The following is a 23,621-nucleotide window of genomic DNA, read 5'->3' on the forward strand; positions in this document are numbered from 1 at the left end:
AACTTGATTTATTTGTTTTCCAGAAAGCCGTTTATGAACGCCCTGACATCATCAAGTGACTTTATGTCCTTTGGTCCTGCTACGGACTTCTTCTCGCCATTGGCATAGATTGCCATGGTTGGCAGTCCCATTACCCTTTCCTTCATGGCAAGCTTTCTCTCTACTCCGGTATCCACTGAAGCAAAGATTACCTTACCCTCGAATTCCTTTTCCATCTCATGCACTCCGGGAAGAAGCTCCATGCATATGGCGCAGCTCTCTCCAAAGAAATCAACGAAAACAGGCACCTCTGACTCCTTAAGGACCTCAGCGTAGCTATCGGTCTTCAGTTCTATCATTTATTCTTCCTCCAGGTACTTCTCGCAGGTTACTGCTGCAACGGCACCATCAGCTGCTGCTGTTATTACCTGCCTTATTGTTGTCTCCCTTATATCGCCTGCGGCGAAAACTCCGGGAAGGTTCGTCCTCATGTATACATCAGTCCTGATCTCTCCAAATGTGTTCATATCGACCTGTCCCTTGAAGAGTGCCGATATGGGCTCATATCCCACGAACACGAACACTCCGTCTACCTTGAAGTCTGAAACCTCACCGGTAAGTACATTCTTGACCTTGAGACCTGAAAGTACTCCGCCAGCCTCATAGGCTTCCTCGACTACGGTATCAAGCAGAAATTCAATCTTTTCACTTGCCCTGGCCTTGTCAACAAGATACTGGGCGGCTCTGAAGCCCTGTCTTCTGTGTATTATCGTAACCTTGCTTCCGAACTTTGTGAGGTAAAGCGCCTCCTGTATAGCAGAATCTCCGCCGCCTATGACTGCAATCTCAAGGTCTGTGAAGAAATCAGCGTCACAGGTTGCACAATAGGACACTCCTCTTCCTCTCAGTTCATCCTCACCCTTGAACCCGATGGTCCTTGGTGTTGCTCCTGTAGCAATTATAACTGTCTTTCCCTCGATTTCGCCGGTCTTTGTCACAACCTTCTTTATCTTGCCGGTAAGGTCTACTGAAAGGACCTCGGTCTTCATGAATTTCGTCCCGAATGCTTCAGCCTGCTTCCTCATCTTGTCAGAAAGCTCCGGACCTGTAATGCCGATGTCGGCTCCAGGATAATTGTCGACTTCATAGGTTGTCGCAACCTGTCCGCCGTAAGAGCCTTTCTCTATAAGAAGTGTGTCCAGCTTTCCCCTGCCCGCGTAGAGCGCAGCAGAAAGTCCTGCGGGACCTCCTCCAAGAATGATTGTATCGTAAATATGCGCCATGTTTACCTCCAGTTTTCATCATGAGTATTTTGAACCCAAATCTAAGGCTATTATACAACCTTTTCCCAAAGTTGAAAATAGATTTTATCAAATTTAATTTTACAGCATAAAAATCGGCACCTTTCAGTGCCGATCACTCTGCTATGCTTCCAGGTAGAAAACTCCGGCGAAACCTGGTCCGCCATGAGTTGCAATTACCGTTCCGACCGGAACGATCCTGCAGCTTACTCCCTTTGAATCAAAGATTGCCTTGATCGGGTTTACCATGTCATCTGCCTTGGCATGTATGAGCACAACCTCAGTACCAGGCTTTACTTTGGCTTCTGCAGCGAAATCGGTAAGTGCCTTCAATGCCTTCTTGGTACCCCTTACCTTATCCTTCATCTCGAGTCTGCCATCCTTGATGTTAAGTATCGGCTTTATCCCAAGTATTCCGCCTACTGCTCCTGCTGCCTTTGAGAGTCTGCCGCCCCTCACCAGGTTCTCAAGCGTATCAAATGCCGCAAGAAGCTTTATCCTGTCCTTATGGCTCCTGACTTCTGCTTCAATTTCCTGAAGGCTCTTTCCTGCCTTGACCATCTTGCCTGCTTCGATGAGTGAAATCATGATACCTGCAGACACGTTCATGGTGTCGATTATGACTATGTCCTCCGACTCCAGCATGTCCTTTGCGATCTGCGCGGACTGACCGGTTCCGGAAAGAGCCGATGAAATATGTATGGACAATATCTTGTACCCTTCATTGAGGTATTTTTTATAGACATCATGGAAATCCTGAGGATTGACCTGGCTTGTTGTCGGGAATGAAGATGACTTCTTCATCCTCTCAAAGAATTCATCAAGAGTCAGGGATCCGTCTTTAAACGACTCTTCTCCTATGTGCACGGTAAGAGGAACTACTTCAATATCGTATTCCTCGATGAGCTCCCTTGTAAGGTCAGCAGTGCTGTCTGTCACTATCTTGATCTTTTCCATATACCCTCCGGTTGCGCTTAAGCTCATGCAAAAGCTTTGATAATCAAATTATATACAACAAATCAGGCCGGTAAATGACCGGCCTGCAAAAATTAAGAATTTATTCAGATATTTATTTCATTCCTTTGAATCCAGTCTGCCTTTTAGCCTCGTAAACCACTATCGCCACTGTGTTTGAAAGATTAAGGCTTCTAGTCGAACTTTCTATCATGGGAACCCTGATGTTGGTCCCGTAGCCTCCGTCCCTTATGCTGTCCGGGAGTCCGCTTGATTCTTTTCCAAAGACAATGAAGTCCTCATCCCTGTATTCTACCTCTGTATATGGTACCGAGCCCTTGGTGGTCGAAAAGAAGAACCTGGCATCCCTGTACTTTTCCATAAGCTCATCAAAGCTGTCGTACATATGAAGCTCAAGGAATGGCCAGTAATCGAGTCCTGCCCTTCGGACATTCTTGTCAGTTATTTCAAAGCCCGTTGGCCTGATTATGTGCAGCCTCGAATCGGTCAGGACGCATGTCCTCCCAATATTTCCAGTATTCTGGGGTATTTCAGGGTTGAACAGAACTACATTCAGCATTCCACATCCTCCCCCAGGATGAACTTCCCAATCATCCTTGCTACTCCATTACTGTTGTTGTCACATGTCACGAATCTTGCCAGGGACTTTACCTCGTCAATGGCATTACCCATGGCTACCGGCATCCCGGCTACTGAAAGCATCGACAGGTCATTCTCACTGTCTCCTATGCAGATCATCTCTTCACTGCTGATCCCGAAATGCTTTGCAAGTCTCAGGGCAGCCTGACCCTTATCTGCATCCATGGCCGTGAATTCGATGTTGTTTCCTGATGAGACTATCTTGATCCGCTCGTTCTCCCTCATCCTTTTCTTTATTGGCTCGATGAGATCGATCTGAGGGAAACATATCCCCTTCTGTATCCTGTCCCCGTCTTCACTGATAAGGTCATCATAGGTATAGGAATCATTGATGTACCTTATGGTTATGTTCTTATCCTTTGGAAGAACCTTCTGCAGAGCCTCGTATCTCTTCACGAAATCCCTGACCTCATTGACGTACATGGTTCCTCTGTTGTAGAAGTTCGGTTCAACGTCATACTCCTTAAGGGTGTCTATTATGTATCTCAGGTCCTCCCTCTTGAGGTTGGACTCGAAGAACACCTTGTCTCCTTCCCTTTCAGTGACGTAGGATCCGTTTGAAGAGATTATCGGGTCCCATATGTCAAGCTGCTCGGCATATAGCCTTGCGGAGAGGTGCATCCTGCCGGTTGCAAGGACCACTATCACGCCCTGCTCCTTTGCCTTTCTAATTGCTTCCTTGTCCTCACTGGAAATCTCCTGGTTGCTCTGTAAAAGAGTGCCGTCGAGATCCGTGCAAATCATCCTGTATTTGATGGTGAACTCACCCCTTGTATTTAATGTCCAGAAAAATTATATCATATCCCCCTGAAATATGCCCCGAATTTTACTTGAAAACAACTCCATGATCTCCGCATTTCCTTCTGCCCCATTGTATTTTCACTTCAGAAAAGCTCAGCTGCGAAGCTTCCATTAATGATACCATGATCATTTGACACCACATCTTGATTCACTAACTGACTGCGCACTTCACCATTCTCAGGCTCCCTTTTTGGGGTTTATGCTATGTTTACCTCAGGTTCATAAAGCTTATAAATGCATTTGCTACCATGTATTCAGATAGATATGTGAGTTGAAAATTCAATGTCAAGGTTCCTTTAGAAGCTATGAATTGAGTATTTTTCCAAAATCCCACCTGAATTTGAGGATTTGGTAAACAAATGTAAACTGGAGGTGAATGGTGCTGCATCCCGCTTAAATTCGGGGTCTACGCCCTGATAATGAAAAGGAATATATTCATGCTTGCTGTCATCCTGATGATTATTACAGGATGTTCAAAGCCTTTAAGTGCAGACAGAAACACCATATCAGCAGATTATTACCATACTGCGGCAGTGACAAAGGATGGAAAAGTGCTTGTAACAGGTTACAGGAGCTACAGTCAGGATGATGTGGAATCGTGGAGGCATATTGTATCAGTCAGTTCGGACGACAACCATATCCTGGGTCTGAAAAGCGACGGAACCGTTGTGGCTGCAGGCAACAACGCTTACGGCCAGTGTGAAGTGTCTGGGTGGACCGATATCATTGAAATCGCTACAGGCTTCAATTTTTCCATCGGTCTCAGGATTGATGGGTCAGTTGTTTTTGCCGGACAGGATGCATATGACGTGAAAGAATGCACCTGGTGGAAAGACATTGAGTCTATAGATGCGAATGCCTACACCGCTATCGGAATCAGGATAAATGGAACCTACATTGGATCCGGAGCGGGCTGTGATGAGTATTACAATCCTGATGATCCAGGAATAAAAGATATCGCTGATATTGTATTTGGTTCAGGTGCAATCATATTGAACACTGACGGTACAGTCGTGTATAATGGCGAATTCGCCGATTCCGTGCAAAAAATCAGGGAATGGACTGATATAACTGCTGTTGCCGGCGGACTCTATCATGCTGTGGGTCTCAAAAATGATGGTACTGTTGTAGCCATAGGTGACAATAAATACAGGCAATGCGAGGTATCAGAGTGGACAGGGATAGTTGCAATCTCATGTGGCTGGTACCATACGATAGGGCTCAGGGAAGACGGAACGATAGTAGCTACCGGAGACAAGAGTCAGGATCAATGTGATGTCACCTTGTGGGAGGATATTGCATTGCCCTAAGAGAAAATGGCTTCCAGCACTTTAGCCATTACCTATGCTGGAATTTTTCACCCTTTCTCATCTATTTATAAGCAATTGTGTCTACTGCAGAAAGCCCGAAAATTACGCTGAGCGCATTTTCGGGCTTTTCAGCTGCCTATTCAAGTCTTACGACTTTTATGTCATCCCAGTGCTAGATCACATACCGTCTGAATATATGTCTCGGAAGGCCTCTCAGCCTCATTGCCCTTCTCGATATGTCCCTGTAGAGCTCCCGCCTTTCAGGGAATTCTCCCTCTTCACCGCCGTAGACTTCCTTATACGCTTCACCTACCAGAATCAGATACCTTTCCTTGATTCCGCTGTCGTGAAGCCTGTTGGCGAATTCCAAGTCTGTCTCCCCTTTTTTTCTGACCTCGTAAGCTTCCTCTAAAGCTCCGTTGATTAGGGAAAAGTATCTTTTAAGAGACTTGGACCACATCGCCATTTCAACTATAATCAGTTTTCTTAATACCATGAGCGCTAGGATTACTGCCATCGCAATGGCAGCATAGGAGAACAGCCTTGCAAGCATGCTTCCAAAAGTCTCCTTGACAGGTATTGGTCCCGGTATCGGCTCTTCAGGGTCGACCTCCGGTCTTCCTCCAGGAGTTCCTGGAGTCACTGTCCCTTCGCCGGGATCTTCTCCCCCTGGCGTTGCAGGGTCCACAGGGCCTTCGCCAGGCTCATCGATTTCCCCTTGCTCCCTTACTGTACCCGTGGCATCGAATGTCATCCAGAGGTCCCTGTCCTCATCAATGAGTACCTCAGTCCATGCATGCGCATCACTGTTCCTTATAACGTATGAACCGTCAGAAGCCTTTTCTCCGCTTATCTTGAAGCCTTCCACGTATCTCGCTGGAACGCCATTTATCCTCAGCATTATTGCCAGGGCTGAAGCGTAATGCACGCAGTAGCCTCCGGTCTCACTGAACAGGAACTCCTCAACAAAATCAGAGCCAGGGTCGTAGGTTCCCGGAGTAAGGGTATAGCTATATTGGGTCTTAAGGTAATCTGTAAGGGCAACAGCCTTCTCATAGTTGCTCTTCGCAGTTCCTGCTACATTCAGCGCAAGGCTTCGCACTCTTTCACTTTCTGCTGAATAGTATGAAGGAAGCTCCAGGTATCTAAGGTTCCTGCTTCTCACTGACGGGCCGAAATCCTTTGAAATCAGCTCCTGCCTTATAACCGGCTCATAGTAGTACTCTACTGTATAGCTTTCAGAACTCTCCTTGTTTGCAGTGTATATTTGGAAGTCTCCGTTGTAGAATACCCTCTGTATGCTGTTGTTGAAATACAGTTCACGCGTATTTAAAGTGTTGAACAGGGTTGAAGTCATATCCGACAGCGGATATATCTCAATGTTCTTTATGGCTTCAGCATAACTGGAGGTAATTGAATTCAGTACGCTCAACCTATAATCCTCTACCCTGCCCCCTGCTGTATAGCCCATCTCAGCAACCAGCCAGGAGGTTCCGGTATATCTGGACTTGACTGACCCCCTCAGGTATACGGGATTGTCCCCCTTCGCCCTCAGGGATTCACTGTCATTTATAGATACGTCCCCGCCAAGCTTCGTGTCTGAATCATTATAGCCTGACGAGGCTATTGTGAACGGGCTTTCAATTTCCTGTCCGTTGATATACAGGGTAGGTACCAGCATGTTGTTAAAGTAAGTCCATAGCCTGTCTGTGTACAGACCCTTTTTGTCGAGGTCAACGAAAGACATCCCTGTAGCAACCACAAGTGATATTGCGAGTATCTGGAACAGCCTCGCCTTCTTGTTGACCTTGAGGCTCTTTGCAGTCTCGTCTAGAAAAGTACCTCTGTATAGCAGGATAGACAGCACCCATACAGGCACGAACATCTTCACGTAATCTGCAGCCTGGTTGTAGTAATCAACTGCCCAGAGGAAGAATATCAACCCAGTGTCGACGATTATTAAGTTGTATGGAAATATGGTGACCGTCACGGCAAGCAGTAGACTTCCTCCCATAATGAGCATCCTCAGAAGAGGCATGAACATCTCGACAGTGACTTCCTGCCCGAAAGTAAGCGCATGATTTACGTCTGCAAGAGAATCTCCTATTGTGCTCTCGCCTGTATACCTCCAAATCGTATAGTTAATGACGATGAGGATTACAGCGATAGCCGCCCACCTTGCCCTCTGATATTTCTCCCTTATGGCCACAGATAAGAATGCAGTCATTGCGACAGGAAGAAATGCCATTATTGCAACCAGTGCAACACTAAGCTCCCTGATATGGTAGGCTCTCACCACAACAGCTGCGAAAACCGTCATGTTGAGGAATATGAGGAGGTTCTGCAGGATCCTGCTTTTGAAGAAATCCATCTATCCTTCCTCCCCTATGATAACTGTACCAATATCGGCATTTTCAATCCCGGCACCTTCCTTGACCTCAAAGGTAAACACAGTAACGCTGTTCTTCCCGGACTTAAGGTCTGCTATCTTAATCGCTGCAGACTTTGAGAGTGCTCCGGTAAAGATCAGCAGGCTCCCTCTGTCCCTGAAGTCGTCAGTCCTTTCTGTGAGGAATGTCCCGAGCTCCTTCCTGTTGTGGGAGTCAGCCGATATCATGTATTCCATCAGTGCGTCGAAGTCCTTCCCGCTGTTTATTTCAAATATCTTGCGTTCTTTTCCATTGATCACGAAGGTCTGCTCATATCCTCTCCTGAGTATATCCTTGGATACCGACAATGCGTACGATACGAGGTTCTCCTCGTGGCTGCCATCATCGTCAAGCTGATAGACGCTTTCAGACATGTCCAGCAGAAGCAGGTGGTCCCGGCTCCTCATGCTCTCGCCGATCTTAACGAATATCTCCCCATACTTGGCGCTTACCTTCCAGTTGACCTTCCTCAGGCTGTCACCAGGGGAATATCTGCGAAGTTCCCTCTGACTGTAATGGTCTTCCTTCGAAAGTGCGGTCCTTGAGCTGCCAAGGGTTCCGAAGCCGGGAACATACTCCCTGGGATTCAGGCTCTTAAGCTTCGGGTATACCCTTATCTCTTCTCTCTTGAAGACTCTCCTTGTCGATATTATGTTGAACGCATCCCTTATCTCAAGGGTAATGTCCTTGAACTCATAAATGCCTCTCTTCCTGAAATCGTACCTGAATGGAATCTGCGTGGCATCCCTGGGGCTTGCACTCCTGACGTCAAGCTCCTCTCTTCCTGCAAATGCTCTTAAGAAAGGCATGAAGAAATAGCTGTCATTGGAGATTGTAAGATAGAACTCTCCTCTGTCTCCTGCTATGAAATGCTTCTTCTTCACCTTCATCTCACTCTTCAGGCTTGCTGCAGCTGATATTGTCATGATAAGGGATATTGCTCCCATTGAAGCGAATATGATAAGGAGAGATGTGAATATGAAGCCTCCCTGTATGACATACAGCAAATAAACCGCTGCGAGAGCCATGATGAACTTGATGTCGACCCTCATCTCTCTACCTGCCTATCTTTGGAGGATCGACCATTGCAAGGGCAAGCTTAATAGCCTCAAGGCTCCCTGTGCCCTGACTTCTGGCATAAGCAGAGGTCTGCACCCTGTGAGAGAGGACCATCGATGCATTTTCCTTGATATCCTCCGGTATGACATAATCCCTGCCCGATATCAGGGCGGATGCCTGTCCGATTTTCATTAAGGCAAGCGAAGCCCTTGGGCTTGCACCAAGTGTAAACAGCCTGTTTGTCCTCGTTTCCGATGTTATCCTTACGATGTAGTCATATATCTCGTCACTGACCCTTACGCGCCTTGTATTGTCCTGAAGTATCAGTATGTCTTCCTTTGTGGCAACAGGTTCCAGTGCTTCGAGGGGGTTCTCCTCCCTGAAATTCATTAGGATCCTGATTTCATCGTCGTGGCTTGGGTACCCGATCCTTATCCTTATCATGAACCTGTCCAGCTGTGCTTCCGGGAGGTTGAAAGTTCCCTCGTACTCGATTGGGTTCTGTGTAGCCATGACAAAGAAAGGCTTCTCTAGAGCGTACGTGGAATTCCCCTCTGAAACCTGGTTTTCCTCCATGACTTCAAGAAGTGCGGATTGAGTCTTCGGCGAAGTCCTGTTGATCTCATCAGCTAGAACAACATTGGCAAATATAGGTCCCTTCCTGTATTCAAAGTTCATGGTCTTCTGGTTATATATTGATACCCCGGTAATATCCGATGGCAGCAGGTCAGGTGTGAACTGTATCCTTGAGTACGTCAGGTCGACGCTTCTCGCAAGGGCCTTGACCAGAGTCGTCTTTCCTATTCCCGGTATATCCTCAATGAGAATATGCCCGCCGGCAAGCATTCCCTTAAGGATGTTCCTGATTTCCCTGTCTTTGCCAAGTATTACCTTCTCTATGTTCTTCTCTATCCTCTCAAGCACTTCCAAAGCTTGTCCAACTCCTCTTCAAAATACTGTTCCTTGAAATTTGAACAGACCACCGGTAAGCAGAATAATAATGCTCCCCGGTGGTCTGGTTAATTCGATATTCTATGTTTGTGGAACTACCGGAGTTTCAGCTGGTGTCTCCGCTGGTGGGGTCTCTACTGGTGCCTCCACCGGGGCTGGCATTGTTCCCCTTCTGATTATCTTGTTGACAACCTTGTAAGCATCACTTGAAATAATGTCTGTCGATACTACCTTGCCGCCTACTATAGTCTGGAGATATACCTTTACCTTGTATCCCGTAACAGCATTCTGCTCAACAACGTTTGTGCCGACCACAAGTGTCGGGTCGTCGATGTATTCTGTCTTAGGGTTAAGGACTGCATAAACGTCTGTTACAAAGTTGTATGACTTTCCGCCCATTTCATCTACGTTTCCGTAAACAGTGACATTAGCCTTCTTACCGTCTCCGTAGGATGTTATATAGATCGGGGAATTGTAGTTGTTCTGAAGCTTAAGGTCAGTGTATGGCGCATAAACAGTAGCGTCAAATCCAACCGGAAGGTATGATACCTTCATGCTGTGGTTCCTTCTCTCGACAACTCCAAGTCCTGCCCTTACTCCGGCCTGGTAGAGTGTACTTGAGATCTGACATACTCCGCCGCCTATTCCTGACTCAACCTTGTTGCCGACGAATATTCCAGCTTCCTTGAAGCCTGCTGCAACAGATATTGAACCAATGGACTTGTTGTAGCTTATGATTTCTCCAGGCATAAGGAGCGTTCCGGAAATCTTCTTTGCAGCCAGGGCTACATTGAACTTCCTGTTCGCAATTGATGACGAATAGTCTGTGGTATAGGATGCAAGCACCCCGTTGATCTTCTTCAGGGTCTCAGCCTTTACTTTTGGCTCAGTTACAGCAACCACTGCAACTATCTCAGCTGGGTCTGTAAGACCCGGCTCAATTGCTGCTATTACATCTGCTTTTAGCTTTTCAGCATCTATGGCTTGTCCGTTCTGTGATGCGGTAACTGTAAATGCACCGTCTTTTCTGGAAAGAGTGGCATCCTTAGCTTCCTGCGTGTTCTCTGTGACTATCTGGTTCACGAACTCATCCACGTATGCTGCATCATGGCTGAATTCAACCTTGATCTCAGTTCCGCCGGGTGCTTTCAGATACGCAACCTGTTCTTCGAACTCAAGGCCCTTTCCGAAATCCATGGCTTCATTCAATATGCTCTCTTCATCTATCTTGATATTCAGCTTGTCGTATGTGAAGGAGTATTCTTTTTCGAGGACGTCAACCTTAACAGTCTTGCCTTCGATGACATCAAGAATCTCACTCTCGAACTTTGTCTTTGCTTCCTCGAGGGTCAGCCCGGAAAAATCAATTCCGTCAATGACAACTCCTGGATAAACCTTGTTCGCCCATTCAGCAACCAGAGCCTGTTTAGCTTCAAGTTCAATCCTCGCCTTTTCCCTCTGGACGCTTGAGTAGTATGCATATCCACTGACACCGACAACAGCAAGTATCAGGATAAGTAGCATCGCAGTCTTTTTTTTCATATCGCACAGGACCCGTTCATACTGGATCCACTGCCCTCCTCAAAATATATTGGAAGTTAGTTCAATTTATCAAAGTAATTATAACAAAGGCATTATACCCATGCATAACATTATGATTACAAATTAATCTAACTTTAAGATTTGCTTTTGTCAACATCATGATTCCCAAGCTATCCGGAATATATTTCCATTCATCGCAGATGCTTTGCCGATCTTTCATCTGCCATGTGAAATCATGGTGATTTTGTTATATAATTATGGGAAAGACTCAATTTTGCCAATTGGAGGAACCCTATGGATGAAGGAAAAGAAATACTGAGAATCCTAAAAGAATTGATTTTGAAGGATAGCCCAACCGGCTACCATGAGAAGGTAATGGATTATGTGAGGGAAGAACTGGCTGTTGCCGGCATATCCGCCAGGACTACCAACAAGGGAGCTGTGGTTGCAAAGATTGACGGCAAAAGCCCTGAAGGACTCCTTTTTTCGGCACATACCGATACCCTGGGAGGTATGGTCAAAAGCATCAGGGACAAGGGAACCCTTGAATTCACCCTCATAGGAGGCTACATGTTCAATACCCTTGAGTCAGAAAACTGCAAGGTATTGAACTCTGACGGAAAACTCATTTCTGGCACTGTTCAGACCACAAAGCCATCAGTGCACATTGACAGCAATGATGCTAGGACTCTTGAACGGATACAGGCCAATATGGAGATCGTCTTAGACGAAAGGGTTTCATCCAAGGAAGATGTGGCAAAGCTTGGAATCGGCGTCGGAGACTTTGTCTTCATGGATCCAAAGCTCATGATCCTTGATAATGGATTCGTGAAGTCCAGATACCTTGATGACAAGGCAAGTGCAGCAGTACTCCTTGCAGCTGCAAAGAAGCTGAAGGATATGGAACCTGAACGTTCAATCTACTTCTTCATATCTAATTACGAGGAAGTGGGCCACGGAGCCAGCGCCGGAATCCCTGAAGAGATCACTGAATTCATAGCAGTGGACATGGGAGCTCCGGGCAACAACCAGAATTCAAGCGAATTCAAGGTCAACATCTGTGCCAAAGACAGCACAGGACCATACGACTATGCCCTCAGAAAGAGGCTTGTCTCCATATGCGAAAGGGAATCCATACCATATGCAGTAGACATCTACCCTTCCTACGGCTCAGACGCCTCTGCCGCTCTGGGAGCAGGACACGACCTCCGCACTGGTCTGATCGGTCCCGGAGTATTCGCTTCACATGGATATGAGCGTACACACCTTGACTCTCTAATGGCAACATTCGATCTTGTTGTGAAGTACGCAATGGAAAAGGCTTGAGAATTTCCTCGCGTTGCTTTGTCAGTCATACTCAACGTTTATCACAATAAAAAACTATCAATATCAGCATTCAGCCCTTGGATTCTGCGAATAAGTGGAAACCCAAGGGCTTTAATTTATACTGGGATTAATGCCAATATAAACCCAGCTTTTGTCTTATCAATAACCAACGGTTTGTATGTAATTCGCTCTACCACACATAATGAACTTGACTGCTGAAAATGATAGAGTCAGGAATCAACTTTTTGACAATTACGCTAATATAAAATATAATATTAGTATAAACGTCAAAAGTGAGGTTAATCATGACTGGAACAAAAGAACTGAGAGAATTTATTAAGAATCACAAAGGTATCATCACAACCAAAGAGGTTGAAATAAATGGCATCCACAGGGAATATCTGCGGCAGCTTGTTTCAACAGGCGAACTGGAACGTGTTGCACATGGTGTCTATATTACACCTGAGCTTTGGGATGACAGAATGAAGATCATTCAGCTGAGAAAAGATAAAATAGTATATTCTCATGAAACAGCACTTTTTCTTCATGGATTGACAGACCGTGATCCTATCAAATATGTGGTTACCGTTCCTAATGGATACAACCCTACAAAACTGAAAAATGACGGTTTGATTGTACATACTGTAAAGAAAGAGCTGTTTGAATTAGGTGTATGTATAAAAGAAACAATATTTGGAAACAAAGTTAGAACTTATGATTTAGAACGGACAGTATGCGACATAATGAGGGACAGGAACAATCAGGATCCTGCAATTGTGAGCGAAGCAATCAGAAACTATCTTCGAAGGAAAGATAAGGACCTGAACAAACTGATTAAATATGCTGAGCTTTTGCGTGTAGATAATGCACTTCGCCCTTATCTGGAGGTGATTCTTTGAAGACATCAACACAGCTTAAAGCACTAATTCGTAATCTATCAGTAGAAAACTCAGTACAGTCTGAGATACTCTTACGTAACTACATGCTTGAAAGGTTTTTGGAAAGAATATCTCTTTCAGACTATAGGAATCATATCATTTTAAAAGGTGGCATGCTTATAGCTTCAATCGTAGGAATAGCATCCAGATCGACCATGGACATGGATGCAACGATAAGAGGATTCGAACTATCTGAAGAGAATCTTTTTAGAGTCCTCAATGAGATAGTCGATATCCCAATTGAAGACGGCGTGACAATGACACTTGGTAAACTAGAACCTATACGGGAAGAAGCTGAATATCCAGGAATTCGAGTTTCAATTAATGCTTTGTTCGACAAGACTAAACAAACCATGAAACTCGATATTTCAACAGGTGATATTCTGACACCAGATGCAATAGAATATGACTTCAAGCTGCTTCTTGAAAACCGCAAAATTAATATTCTTTCATACAATCTGGAGACAATTTTTGCCGAGAAAATGGAGACTATCCTTTCAAGGGGCACGACTACAACTAGAATGAGGGATTATTATGACATCCACACCTTGTTCTCATCGCATGGCACCGATCTAAATGATGAGATGCTAAAAAAAGCTTTCGAAGCAACCTCAGCCCATAGAGGAAGTTTGGGGACTCTACTCGAAAATAGTAAAGATTATATCGAAATGATAAATAAATCAGATGCACTCAAAAGACTTTGGAGCCAATATCAGTCAAAATATGCATATGCATCTGAAATTGAATGGTCTGATGTGATGAACAGCATCAAGTCAGTACATGAAATAATTACGCATTCTTGACATCTAAGCTAAAATTGAAAATTAATTTAGCATGAATGTCAAGAGAAAAATGGTATGCATGAAAGTCTTAGGACTTACCTGCATACCATTTTTTATAACTATCCCCTGACCTTCAGTGAGATATCAATTATCCTTGTTATAAGGTCCTTGTAGCTAAGACCGATGCCCTTGGCGCTCTTTGGGAATAGAGATGTCTTGGTCATTCCTGGAAGTGTGTTGAGCTCCAGGAGGTATGGCTTTCCATCATTAAGTATGAAGTCAACCCTGGCATATACCGAGCACTTCAGTGCCTCGTATGAGCCTTTGGCAAGTGTATTGACCTCATTCTTTAGCTCTTCAGGAAGCTCTATTATCTCCTCTATTGCCCCGCCTTCCTCGTATTTTGAGGTGAAGTCGAAGAATCCGCCCTTCTGAGGCTTGATCATGAGTGTCGGAAGGACTTCTCCATCAAGGACTGGTACAGTGATTTCATCACCCTTAAGGAATCTTTCGATCATGACCTCGGTATCGTATTTAAGCGCTTCCTCCAGGCCATTCCTTGCTTCTTCATAGCCATCACAAATGAATGTGGCGACTGAGGAGCCTCCGCTGTTCGGCTTCACAACGACCCTGGCACCAAGCTCTGCCATTGACTCCTTAGTGAATTCCTCAAGGGACCTTGCTATTATCCAGTCAGCAGTCCTTATTCCCTTCTGCCGGAGGACAGTCTTTGCAATATCCTTGTCCATGCACATGGAGCTTGCAAGAACTCCGCAGCCTGAATATGGGACTCCAAGGGCTTCAAGCACAGCCTGGACTGTTCCGTCCTCGCCGTATTTTCCATGAAGTGCAAGGAGTGCAAAATCTAGCCCCTTTGCCTTCTCGAATATGTCATCCCTTGTATCAAGTACGACCTCTACCGGTTCAAACCTCTCAGTATCAATGTTCGCCAGCATCTCTCTGCCTGACCTAAGCGATATCTCCCTTTCGCTTGATATCCCACCCATCAGTACGCCTATCTTCATCTTCATAACTCCATCTCCTGTAAATTGTGTATTCTGTCAAAAATCCAGTCGGAAGCTTTGATTGCTGCAATGCCGTATATTATTCCTCCGAGTATGTCGAGGACCACATGCTGCCTTATAAGCACCGTAGATACTATTATAAGCACTGAAACTATTATTGAAAAGACTTTCCAGCCTTTCGAATAGACCAGGCTTCTTAGGATTGCAGCACACACCACGAAGGTAACAAGCACATGAATTGAGGGAAAACAGTTGAATGGCTTGTCAAATCCGTAGGTAAACCTGACAAGCGAAAGGAAAATCCCATCGCCTGATACATCAGGCCTTGCGACTGTCGACTGGAAGAAATAAAAGGTTATGTAGGAGGACAAATAGCCGATGTCCAGTGCAAGGGCTGCCCTTTTGAACGTATTTCCATCAAGGAAAAACAGGATCATTCCTCCGATGATAATGAAAGGATACCAGATGTCGTAGAAGATTATGAAGGAAGGCACAAAAGGCAGCATCCTGTCCAATCCTGTCGACAGATCCAGGATACTTGCAGTGGGTTTGTTGAAAAGAAAATACAGGCTGGCTGAAGCAATTACTGAGAGGAGCAATAAGACCCTCCCGATGGTGATTCCGTATTTTCCAGTGATTTGCCTGACCATATGCTGTCCTCCAATAATCAAATATCTGATAGCTCAATCGCTACCCTCTCGCTGCTTATCTCATAGTTTTCCGTTCCCTCGCCGTCATCGTCTGCCTGTATATCAGGAAGGATAACAGAGAAATCAGAGCCCTTTTCAAGCTCGCTGCTTACCTCACAGCGTCCTCCCATTATGTCAACAAGCTTGTCTACGATCGAAAGTCCGATTCCGGTTCCTTCATGGTCCCTTGTTGTCGACTTGTTTACCTGTATGAACCTGTCGAAGATGTCCTTCAGTTTGTCTGAAGGTATTCCAATTCCTGTGTCGCTTACGCTGATCCTTACTTCACTGTCCTGCTCCGACAGCATTACCTTTATCTCCCCACCCTGTGGAGTGAACTTGATTGCATTGGACAAAAGGTTCAGAACAACCCTTTCAAGGCTGTCCTTGTCGAGGGCAATGTGCTTCTCTTCAAATTCGGTGTCGAATATCAGCTCAATACCCCTGCTTGAAGCGTACGGGACGACGGAAGTTACCGTGTCTTCAACCAGTCTTACGATATCCATGTTGAGGAGCCTTATGTTATAGAACTTCGCATCGAACTTGGTTGAGTCCAGGATGTTGTTTACAAGCTTCAGGAGCCTGTAGGAGTTCTGCCTTATGATCGACTTGTACTCAGCAAGCTTTTCCTCGTTGTTCCTATGGAGTTCCATGACCTCAAGTGCAGAGAAGATTACGTTTATCGGTGTCCTCAGCTCATGGGAAATATTGGCAAAGAATTCATTCTTGACCTTCTCATGCTCCTGAGCCTGATAAAGCCTTCTGAGGTTGTCCTCGTTCTCGATCCTCAGCTCATCAAGCTTCTTTGCATTAGTGATATTCCTCAGGAATACAAGGATCTGCTTGGCCTTGCCGTCAACCTTGATAAGCCTGAAATTAGGCTCCACATATGTGACCTTGCCGTTTTCGCCATAGATCTTGTAGGTGTCAAGCTTGATTATGTCATCGGCATATATTGTCTTAGCCAGTTTCTCAAGGCTGAAGTTGCCCTGTGTCTCAAACAGCTTCTTTGTGATATCATCACCCAGGTTCCTTCTCTTGACCTCGTCAAACTCCGTGTATATGGCGTCATTGGCCTCAAGGATCTTTCCGTTCTCAATGTCGTATACGAATATGAAATCGGGGATCAGGTTGAAGAACGACCTGTACTTGTTCTCAGATTTCGCAAGGGATTCCTGCATCACCCTGAAGGAAGTGACGTCCTTGGCATTTATGCAGAATACATTCTCATCCTCTGATGGTATGTATACGACGTCAAGCTCGAGTATGTGCTGCTTCCCCTCCAGGTCAATCTGTATGCTCGATGAGTAGTTCTTCCTTTCCTTTATCCGCTTTGCCTTCTCAATAAGATAATCTCTCAGTTCCGCTTGCAGCTCCTTGCCGGAATTGCCGAAATATGACCTGTATTTCGGGTTTGAATATACGATCTCAAACCTGTCGTTCACGAAGACCGATATGAGGTCGTTGTATTCCGCAGACTTGAAGAACATGAAGAGGTTCTTCTTGAGTATATCGGACTTGTTGATGACCCTGTCCTTCTCCGCTATGCTCGCCATAAGCGTCACCAGAGTCGAGAGAATGGGAAGCGAAAAGGAGAATGTCTCAAAAACCTGGGCCGTCAGGTAGTACGGCGCATAGATCCTGTAGTAGAACAGGCTGTAGTAAACCTGTGAAAGGCTATAGAATATTGAACCCACAACAAAGAGAGAGTTGAAGAGGTTCTGCTTTGTTTCCTTGGTGTTATAGTACATGAAGCCGAAAACGGGTATTGTCGCGAGTATGAATGCTTCAATATAAGGCGCTGCAGCAGACGTGTAGTATATCTCCTGGATGATTCCCATTCTTACAGCAAGTGTATTCAGGAACAGTATTGACATGCCTATTGCGAAAAGCACAACGAATTCCCAGCTCTTCAGCGTCCTGTCAGTATTCTCCATGACCAGCATGAACATTGAAAATAGTATAAGCACCAGAAAAAGGCCTTTGAAATTGACATTTATTTCCCTGTTTATAATAAAAAGGTTGTTGCCATACTCAAGGATTCCTCCACCGAAGAGAACAGTGGCAAGCACCAGTGAGTATTTCTTCCTCATTGATATGGCATATGTGAGTATGCACAGTGCGGAAACAACTGAAAGCGTCAGCATGATGACATCCAGGCTCTCGCTCTGCATCACAGGAAAAACTGCAAGATAAACATCCACCGCCTTCCTTATGCCAAGGGCAAGGAATGCGGAGGATATAAGAACGAGGAGTGAATTTTTAAACTTTCTCTTTGCGTTCTCGCTCATTTTTCTTGCTAAGAAGCAGAAATGCCTCCATTCTCCTTGTAGTAGTCGCAATGAAGCTTAAGAGGACACTCGCTGCACTGAGGTTTCCTCGCATGGCACAGCCTTCTTCCATGGAAGATAAGCATGTGGTGTGCCTTCGTCCATACCTTCCTGTCCAGGCTCTTCATAAGCGCTTCTTCTGTCTTTTCGGGGGTCTTTTCCTTTGCCAGGCCAAGCCTGTTCGAGACCCTGAACACATGAGTGTCGACGGCTATTGCAGGTATGTCAAAGCAGTTTGACATGACGACATTCGCAGTCTTTCTTCCTACACCTGGAAGCCTTGTCAGCTCCTCCATGGTCTTTGGTACTTCACCGCCGAACTCATCCTGGAGCATCGAGAAGAGTCCCATCAGGTTCTTTGCCTTGCTCTTGTAGAGGCCGATTACCCTGATATGTTCTTCAAGCTCATCCTGAGTTATCTCAAGAAAATCCACAAGGGTCCCGTATTTCTCAAAAAGTACCTTGGTCACCTCATTGACCTTCTTGTCAGTGGTCTGAGCCGAGAGCACTGTAGCGACAAGAAGCTGGAATGGAGTTCCATGGTCCAGCTCGCATTTTGCGTCCGGATAGGTCCTCTCCAGTATTTCAATGATCTCCCTGTTCTTCTTTTTCATAAGTCACAAAATCCCTTTCTTCAGGCGTAAATACCTCTGTACTCTTTTGGAAGCATCCTGGCTATGCTCATCATGATCGCATCCATGGAACGCTTCTCGAAGTCCTCCTTGGATTCATCCTGAAGCTTCAGCGGAAGGTTGAAGGGGTTGCCTATGACAAGGCTTATGTTCCCCTTGTGGACCTTCTCAGCTCCCATTTCCCCCTCCGGATTTATCGGAAGAACCTTGTCTGTTCCGGTGAGAGCCATGGGCACTATGGGAACTCCCGAAAGCCTTGCTATGAGAAGTATCCCACGCTTGCCTTCCTGGAGCGAATATGACCTTGACCTTGTACCTTCCGGGAAAATCATGATTGATTCCCCTGACTTCAGGTGACCGAGCATTGCCTTCATCGCTTCCTTGTCAGGTGAATTGGGCTTGATGTCAACGCTCTTGAAAAGATTCTTGAACAGTGATGTCAGCGAAACGTTGTCCAGCTTCATTCCCGCTACAAAATAAGGGTCCTGTCTTTTGAGAACCCGCCTTATGACAGGTCCGTCAAGGTTTGAAAGATGGTTGCAGACGAATATTGCCGGCACCCCTGGTTCCGGCAGGTTCTCAGCTCCTGATACGTTAATTGGAGCAATCTTCGTGAATACGTGGTCCAGCACCTTCTCTGCGGCGAATTTCTGGACTTTGGGCGGAAGTATCATGGCGGTCTTTAACAGTAAATCTCTGAACATATGCATACCCCTCATAGTGAACTTAATTATAATTTATATTTCTTCAGAAGTCTTTCCCGGATATCCTTCAGGTACTCGGTATCCGCAAATTCCTCCCGGATTTCCATTCCCTTCGAAGCCAATGCTATCATTGCATTCCTTTTAAGCAGCTTCTTACCTCTCCAGCCAGATGAAGTTGACTTATATTTTTTAAATAACCCGTTGTCCATGGCCACGATCTCATTGATGTCAGGATCCCGCATGTAAGGTAATGGGTGGAAATCAGCAAAATGTGACCTCTGTGCATACTTGTTCAAAGGACACACCCTCTGGCAGGTGTCGCAGCCGAAGAGCCTCCCCTTGAAAAGGTCGAAATCCTCATCCCTTACCTTCTTGTCCTGGGTTATATACGACATGCATCGTTTCGAATCGTAGTATTCTCCTTGAAGTATGGATGTAGGGCATGCCCTCTGGCAGATGTCGCAATCCCCACATATGGAGTGGGCAATTGCATCCTCAGGCGGCTTTTCTTCGGTTTCCGTCTCCCAGTCTGTCAGAATCTCGCCGAGGAACACATACGAGCCGTAAGTCCTTGTTATCAGCATATGGTTCTTCCCAATGGAACCAGTCCCGGCCATGTGCGCTATAAGCCTTTCAGGAAGAGCGTTGTCGTCACAGAAGACCTCCGATCTGAAGCCATGTCCTTCAAGCACAGAGGATACCTCAGAAAGTATTTCTCTTACGACAGCATGATAATCCTTTCCCTGGGAGTACAGTGAAAAGTACGCCCCTTTGGCAATATAGGAATCATAGAAGTAAGGTATGGCAAAGCTTATAACTGTCTTTACCCATGGAAGCCCTAAAGTCAGGTCAATCCTCATATCAGCATCAGATTCCTCGAAGGTGTTCGAAAGCTTCCTGCGGTCACGTTCAATGAAGTATTCCTTGGATTCCTCAAGCCTTCTCGCCTTTATAAATCCGTAATGCTCCAGTCCCAGCTCTCTTATCCTGTCATGGAGTTCCTTCATGCCGCACCTCCTTAATCGCTTACACTCATTATAACCAAAAGTACCCGAAAATGACACAGTCCCGCCAAAGTAGCGGGACAAAGGTTCCGCGTCATAGGCAGGACAGGGGTTCCATAATAATGGAATATGCTCATATGTAGTTGTAGTAGTAAACCTTCAGGTTCGGATCGTCCTTCTTTTTCTTTATAAGGATCTTTGCCGGGATGCCAACGGCTGTTGCACCCTCAGGCACCTCGTGGAGAACTACGGCATTAGAGCCGATTTTTGCGTTATCCCTCACCTTTATGGGTCCGAGAACCTTGGCTCCGGCACCAATAATTACATTATTGCCTATGTCCGGATGCCTCTTTTTTTCAAGGGTCGAAACTCCGCCGAGAGTAACCCCATGGTAGATCACACAGTCGTCACCGACCGTAGCCGTCTCGCCAATGACAACACCCATCCCGTGGTCAATCAGCAGCCTTCTCCCGATCTTTGCACCTGGGTGAATTTCGATTCCCGTCAGGAACCTTGCAGTCTGACTGAAGAACCTCGCAAGGAAAAACCATTTGTGCCTGTAAAGGCAATGAGCCATCCTGTGCCAGATAAGGGCGTGTATGCACGGATAAAGGAAAAGCACCTCGATGACGCTTCTCGCAGCCGGATCTTTCTTAACTATGTTCCTTGCATCCTCCATGATGGACTTCAACATTTGTTTCACCCTCTAATTAAGCCTTACGAATCAGTCGTATAGCCCCATGCTTATGTATTTTTCGCCTCCGTCAGGAGCGACAGTCACAACCTTCCTGCCTTTTCCGAGCCTCCTCGCAACCTCTAGGGCTGCAAAGATATTGGCTCCTGAGGATATGCCAACGAGTACGCCTTCCTTCTGGGAAAACTCCTTGGCAACCTGGAAGGCATCCTCATCCCTGACCTTTATGACCTCACTGACATTTTTTCCATGATAGTTTTCAGGAACGAAGCCTGCTCCTATTCCCTGTATCTTGTGGGGACCTGCCTGACCGCCTGATATTACCGGAGAGTTAACCGGCTCAACTGCAACAATCAGAACATCGCCCTTTCTCTCGGTTATGTATGAGGCCACTCCAGTGATCGTCCCTCCGGTTCCTACTCCTGCAACGAATGCATCGAGGTCCGGAAGGTCATCGAATATCTCTTTTCCGGTTGTCCTGTAATGTATTTCAGGATTTGCGGCATTTTCGAACTGCTGTGGTACAAAAGCGATTTCTCCAAGGTCTGATTTCAGGAGCAGCGCCTTCTCAATTGCGCCCTTCATGCCCTTTGCCCCTTCGGTAAGAACAAGCTCTGCACCATACGCCTTGATGAGGCTTCTTCTTTCGAGGCTCATTGTTTCAGGCATTACGATGACCACCCTGTATCCCTTGGCCTTTCCAAGCATGGCAAGCGCTATACCTGTATTTCCGCTGGTAGGCTCGATTATTATGGAGCCAGCTTTCAGCTTTCCTTCCTTCTCCGCAGCCTCTATCATTCCAAGGGCCGTCCTGTCCTTTATACTTCCGCCCGGATTGTACTTTTCAAGCTTAACGTAAACATCAGCCCTCTTGCCGTCATCAAATGATGAGACCTTCAGAAGAGGCGTATTTCCTACAAGCTCCATTACGCTTCCATATATCATGCCATTATTCCTTTCGGGTCATGCCCCAATTATTTCCTAGTAAAACAGTAGGAATTCTTATTCCTATTATCCTAAAGCCGGGCTTCTTTGTCAACTGCGACCTTCCTTGTCAGTAATCTGGCAAAGTTTTGAAAAATGCTAACAGTCCCTCATGCTGATTTATTAAATTGCAAGGCAGCCGGTGGTTCATCCAGCCGGCTGCCGTATTGCCTGTCAGCTACTTGTCCCTTCTCTTCTTCCACATTGGTGCGAGGAACTCATCGATGACATCGTGTATATTGAGCACTCCCACTATCCTGCCGTCATCGTCTACGACTGGGATCAGAAGAAGCTCATACTTTATTGCAAGGTCCACGGCTGTTACAGAATGGTCAGAGACCTTCACGTTCTCAAGCGAAGTATCCATGATATCGGCAAGAAGCTTGCCTCCATCCTCAACCAGTAGGTCCCTCAGGTTTATAAAGCCCTCAAGGATTGCATTCTCATCCTGTACGAATATGAAGTAGATCTCGTCATACTCAGGAGCAAGCTCCTTAAGTAGCGATATGGTGTCCTTCACCGTGATGTTCTTGTTGAACACGAAAAAGTCCTTGGACATCAGGGCTCCGGCAAGCTCTTCCTCATACTGCATGAGCTCCCTTACTTCAGCTTCATCATCATTTTCAAGATTCAGGAGTATCTTCTCCCTTGTCTCGTCATCCAGGTCATCAAGAAAATCTGCAATCTCATCGTTAGGCATCTTTTCTAGGAGTTCAGCAGCCTTCTCTTCACTCAGACCCGATATTATCTTAGCCTGAACCTCAGGCTCCTCTATTTCTTCCAGGGTGTCAGCCGCAAGCTCTTCATCAAGGCTTTCGAATATCTTGTTCCTGTACTCGTGGTCGACTTCCTCCAGGATGTCTGCAAGGTCAGCCGGATGCAGAGTGGAAAGCTTAGCATACGGCACGCTGATCTTAAGGTCCTTGCCTTTTCCCATGTCGAACTCGACGTCATCCCACAGGATCAAAGAATCACCTGTCTTCTTACCGATAAGCTTCAGATAAGTCCTGTAGAGGCCCTCCATATTCCTTCGCCTTCCAAGGCCCATAGGGCTCTTGTCCACGGCGACTATCCGGAGGTCTCCTGATATCTGGGCAAGTCTCACATCATATGCCCTGAACACCTTTTTTCCTTCCTCGTCGAGGATCTGCTTATCAAGCAGATTCTTCACCAGCATGAAGGAAAAGGTCCTGGGAATGATATCCCTTGCTCCCTTGATCTTTATCTGGACATCCTTTCCATCGTCATAGAAGTCAATGAACTTGAACTCAAAATTATATTGTTCCTTGTTCCTCTCCACCACATAGCCTATTGCCTTGGGGTAGCCTTCCTCTGCAGCGAAGTATATGTCCTTGAGGTTCCCTACAACCTCGTTGTACTCGTCGTATACCCTCCTGTTGAGTATCGAACTGAAATAGAGCAGATTCAATCTTTCCATACGTCTCTCCTTCTCCAAGGAGAAAAGATCTCCTCGGCTGTTATTCCTTTTTCCGACTGTCAGGCAGTGGTTCCAACTTTTTTCACATC

Annotated in this window: 22 protein-coding genes; 4 read left to right on the top strand and 18 right to left on the bottom strand. The window is 45.9% G+C overall.

The genetic code is table 11. The features are described 5' to 3' along the window. Positions 1-8: 8 nt before the first annotated feature. From J2Z34_RS11160 to J2Z34_RS11180, 5 genes are all read right to left on the bottom strand, one after another. Positions 9-338 carry a thioredoxin family protein gene (locus J2Z34_RS11160; RefSeq protein ID WP_209459948.1) on the bottom strand — a complete coding sequence of 110 codons (330 nt, stop codon included), beginning with the start codon at positions 336-338 and terminating at the stop codon, positions 9-11. Next, entirely contained in the window at positions 339-1,262 is a 924-nt protein-coding gene (trxB, locus tag J2Z34_RS11165; RefSeq protein ID WP_209459949.1) for a thioredoxin-disulfide reductase, read from the bottom strand. Positions 1,263-1,403: 141 nt separating this feature from the next. Further along, complete coding sequence (locus J2Z34_RS11170) at positions 1,404-2,237, bottom strand: DegV family protein (RefSeq protein WP_209459950.1); 834 nt, start codon at positions 2,235-2,237, stop codon at positions 1,404-1,406. Between the two features lie 112 nt (positions 2,238-2,349). Beyond that, positions 2,350-2,814: a tRNA (uridine(34)/cytosine(34)/5-carboxymethylaminomethyluridine(34)-2'-O)-methyltransferase TrmL gene (gene trmL, locus J2Z34_RS11175; protein WP_209459951.1), complete on the bottom strand. Its 465-nt coding sequence runs from the start codon at positions 2,812-2,814 to the stop codon at positions 2,350-2,352. Next, on the bottom strand, positions 2,808-3,638 hold the full coding sequence (locus J2Z34_RS11180; protein ID WP_209459952.1) for a Cof-type HAD-IIB family hydrolase: 831 nt from the start codon (positions 3,636-3,638) through the stop codon (positions 2,808-2,810). Before J2Z34_RS11180 ends, trmL begins: the two co-directional genes overlap by 7 nt. Before the next feature lie 476 nt (positions 3,639-4,114). On the opposite strand from J2Z34_RS11180, the gene J2Z34_RS11185 reads away from it, so the two are divergent. Next, entirely contained in the window at positions 4,115-5,005 is an 891-nt protein-coding gene (locus J2Z34_RS11185) for an RCC1 domain-containing protein (RefSeq protein ID WP_209459953.1), read from the top strand. Between the two features lie 172 nt (positions 5,006-5,177). Here the strand turns inward: J2Z34_RS11185 and J2Z34_RS11190 are convergent, their stop codons facing one another. From J2Z34_RS11190 to J2Z34_RS11205, 4 genes are all read right to left on the bottom strand, one after another. Further along, positions 5,178-7,376 carry a transglutaminase-like domain-containing protein gene (locus J2Z34_RS11190; protein ID WP_209459954.1) on the bottom strand — a complete coding sequence of 733 codons (2,199 nt, stop codon included), beginning with the start codon at positions 7,374-7,376 and terminating at the stop codon, positions 5,178-5,180. Beyond that, positions 7,377-8,486: a DUF58 domain-containing protein gene (locus tag J2Z34_RS11195; RefSeq protein ID WP_209459955.1), complete on the bottom strand. Its 1,110-nt coding sequence runs from the start codon at positions 8,484-8,486 to the stop codon at positions 7,377-7,379. 4 nt (positions 8,487-8,490) lie between these two features. Further along, a complete protein-coding gene (locus J2Z34_RS11200) occupies positions 8,491-9,417 on the bottom strand; it encodes an AAA family ATPase (protein WP_342453167.1) in 927 nt (308 codons plus the stop codon). A gap of 108 nt (positions 9,418-9,525) precedes the next feature. Beyond that, the gene (locus J2Z34_RS11205) at positions 9,526-10,986 is read right to left on the bottom strand and encodes a VanW family protein (protein ID WP_209459956.1); all 1,461 of its coding nucleotides are present in this window, start codon (positions 10,984-10,986) and stop codon (positions 9,526-9,528) included. Between the two features lie 294 nt (positions 10,987-11,280). Here J2Z34_RS11205 and J2Z34_RS11210 point away from each other — a divergent pair, with 294 nt between their 5' ends. The 3 genes from J2Z34_RS11210 (at position 11,281) to J2Z34_RS11220 (ending at position 14,053) form a co-directional block, all read left to right on the top strand. After that, a complete protein-coding gene (locus J2Z34_RS11210; RefSeq protein WP_209459957.1) occupies positions 11,281-12,312 on the top strand; it encodes a M42 family metallopeptidase in 1,032 nt (343 codons plus the stop codon). Between the two features lie 305 nt (positions 12,313-12,617). Next, complete coding sequence (locus J2Z34_RS11215) at positions 12,618-13,211, top strand: type IV toxin-antitoxin system AbiEi family antitoxin domain-containing protein (RefSeq protein WP_209459958.1); 594 nt, start codon at positions 12,618-12,620, stop codon at positions 13,209-13,211. Beyond that, complete coding sequence (locus tag J2Z34_RS11220; protein WP_209459959.1) at positions 13,208-14,053, top strand: nucleotidyl transferase AbiEii/AbiGii toxin family protein; 846 nt, start codon at positions 13,208-13,210, stop codon at positions 14,051-14,053. Before J2Z34_RS11215 ends, J2Z34_RS11220 begins: the two co-directional genes overlap by 4 nt. 98 nt (positions 14,054-14,151) lie before the next feature. Here J2Z34_RS11220 and J2Z34_RS11225 read toward each other — a convergent pair whose 3' ends face one another. The 9 genes from J2Z34_RS11225 to J2Z34_RS11265 form a co-directional block, all read right to left on the bottom strand. Beyond that, the gene (locus J2Z34_RS11225) at positions 14,152-15,057 is read right to left on the bottom strand and encodes a D-alanine--D-alanine ligase (RefSeq protein ID WP_209460002.1); all 906 of its coding nucleotides are present in this window, start codon (positions 15,055-15,057) and stop codon (positions 14,152-14,154) included. Between the two features lie 2 nt (positions 15,058-15,059). Next, positions 15,060-15,707 (bottom strand): phosphatase PAP2 family protein, encoded by a 648-nt coding sequence (locus J2Z34_RS11230; protein ID WP_209459960.1) that lies wholly within the window; start codon positions 15,705-15,707, stop codon positions 15,060-15,062. Positions 15,708-15,724: 17 nt separating this feature from the next. Continuing rightward, positions 15,725-18,037, bottom strand: coding sequence for a sensor histidine kinase (locus J2Z34_RS11235; protein ID WP_209459961.1), 2,313 nt, complete (start codon positions 18,035-18,037; stop codon positions 15,725-15,727). Between the two features lie 8 nt (positions 18,038-18,045). Further along, complete coding sequence (gene nth, locus J2Z34_RS11240) at positions 18,046-18,690, bottom strand: endonuclease III (protein ID WP_209459962.1); 645 nt, start codon at positions 18,688-18,690, stop codon at positions 18,046-18,048. A gap of 20 nt (positions 18,691-18,710) precedes the next feature. After that, a complete protein-coding gene (locus tag J2Z34_RS11245) occupies positions 18,711-19,412 on the bottom strand; it encodes a lysophospholipid acyltransferase family protein (RefSeq protein WP_209459963.1) in 702 nt (233 codons plus the stop codon). Between the two features lie 26 nt (positions 19,413-19,438). Continuing rightward, positions 19,439-20,419 (bottom strand): tRNA epoxyqueuosine(34) reductase QueG, encoded by a 981-nt coding sequence (gene queG / locus J2Z34_RS11250; protein WP_209459964.1) that lies wholly within the window; start codon positions 20,417-20,419, stop codon positions 19,439-19,441. Between the two features lie 130 nt (positions 20,420-20,549). Beyond that, positions 20,550-21,110, bottom strand: coding sequence for a serine O-acetyltransferase EpsC (epsC, locus tag J2Z34_RS11255; protein WP_209459965.1), 561 nt, complete (start codon positions 21,108-21,110; stop codon positions 20,550-20,552). 30 nt (positions 21,111-21,140) lie between these two features. Then, positions 21,141-22,055, bottom strand: a complete 915-nt coding sequence (cysK, locus tag J2Z34_RS11260) for a cysteine synthase A (protein ID WP_209459966.1) — start codon at positions 22,053-22,055, stop codon at positions 21,141-21,143. 217 nt (positions 22,056-22,272) lie between these two features. Next, complete coding sequence (locus J2Z34_RS11265; RefSeq protein ID WP_209459967.1) at positions 22,273-23,532, bottom strand: magnesium transporter MgtE N-terminal domain-containing protein; 1,260 nt, start codon at positions 23,530-23,532, stop codon at positions 22,273-22,275. Positions 23,533-23,621 lie beyond the last annotated feature (89 nt).

It is taken from the genome of Youngiibacter multivorans (assembly GCF_017873395.1).
In the GTDB taxonomy this organism is placed as follows: domain Bacteria; phylum Bacillota; class Clostridia; order Clostridiales; family Clostridiaceae; genus Youngiibacter; species Youngiibacter multivorans.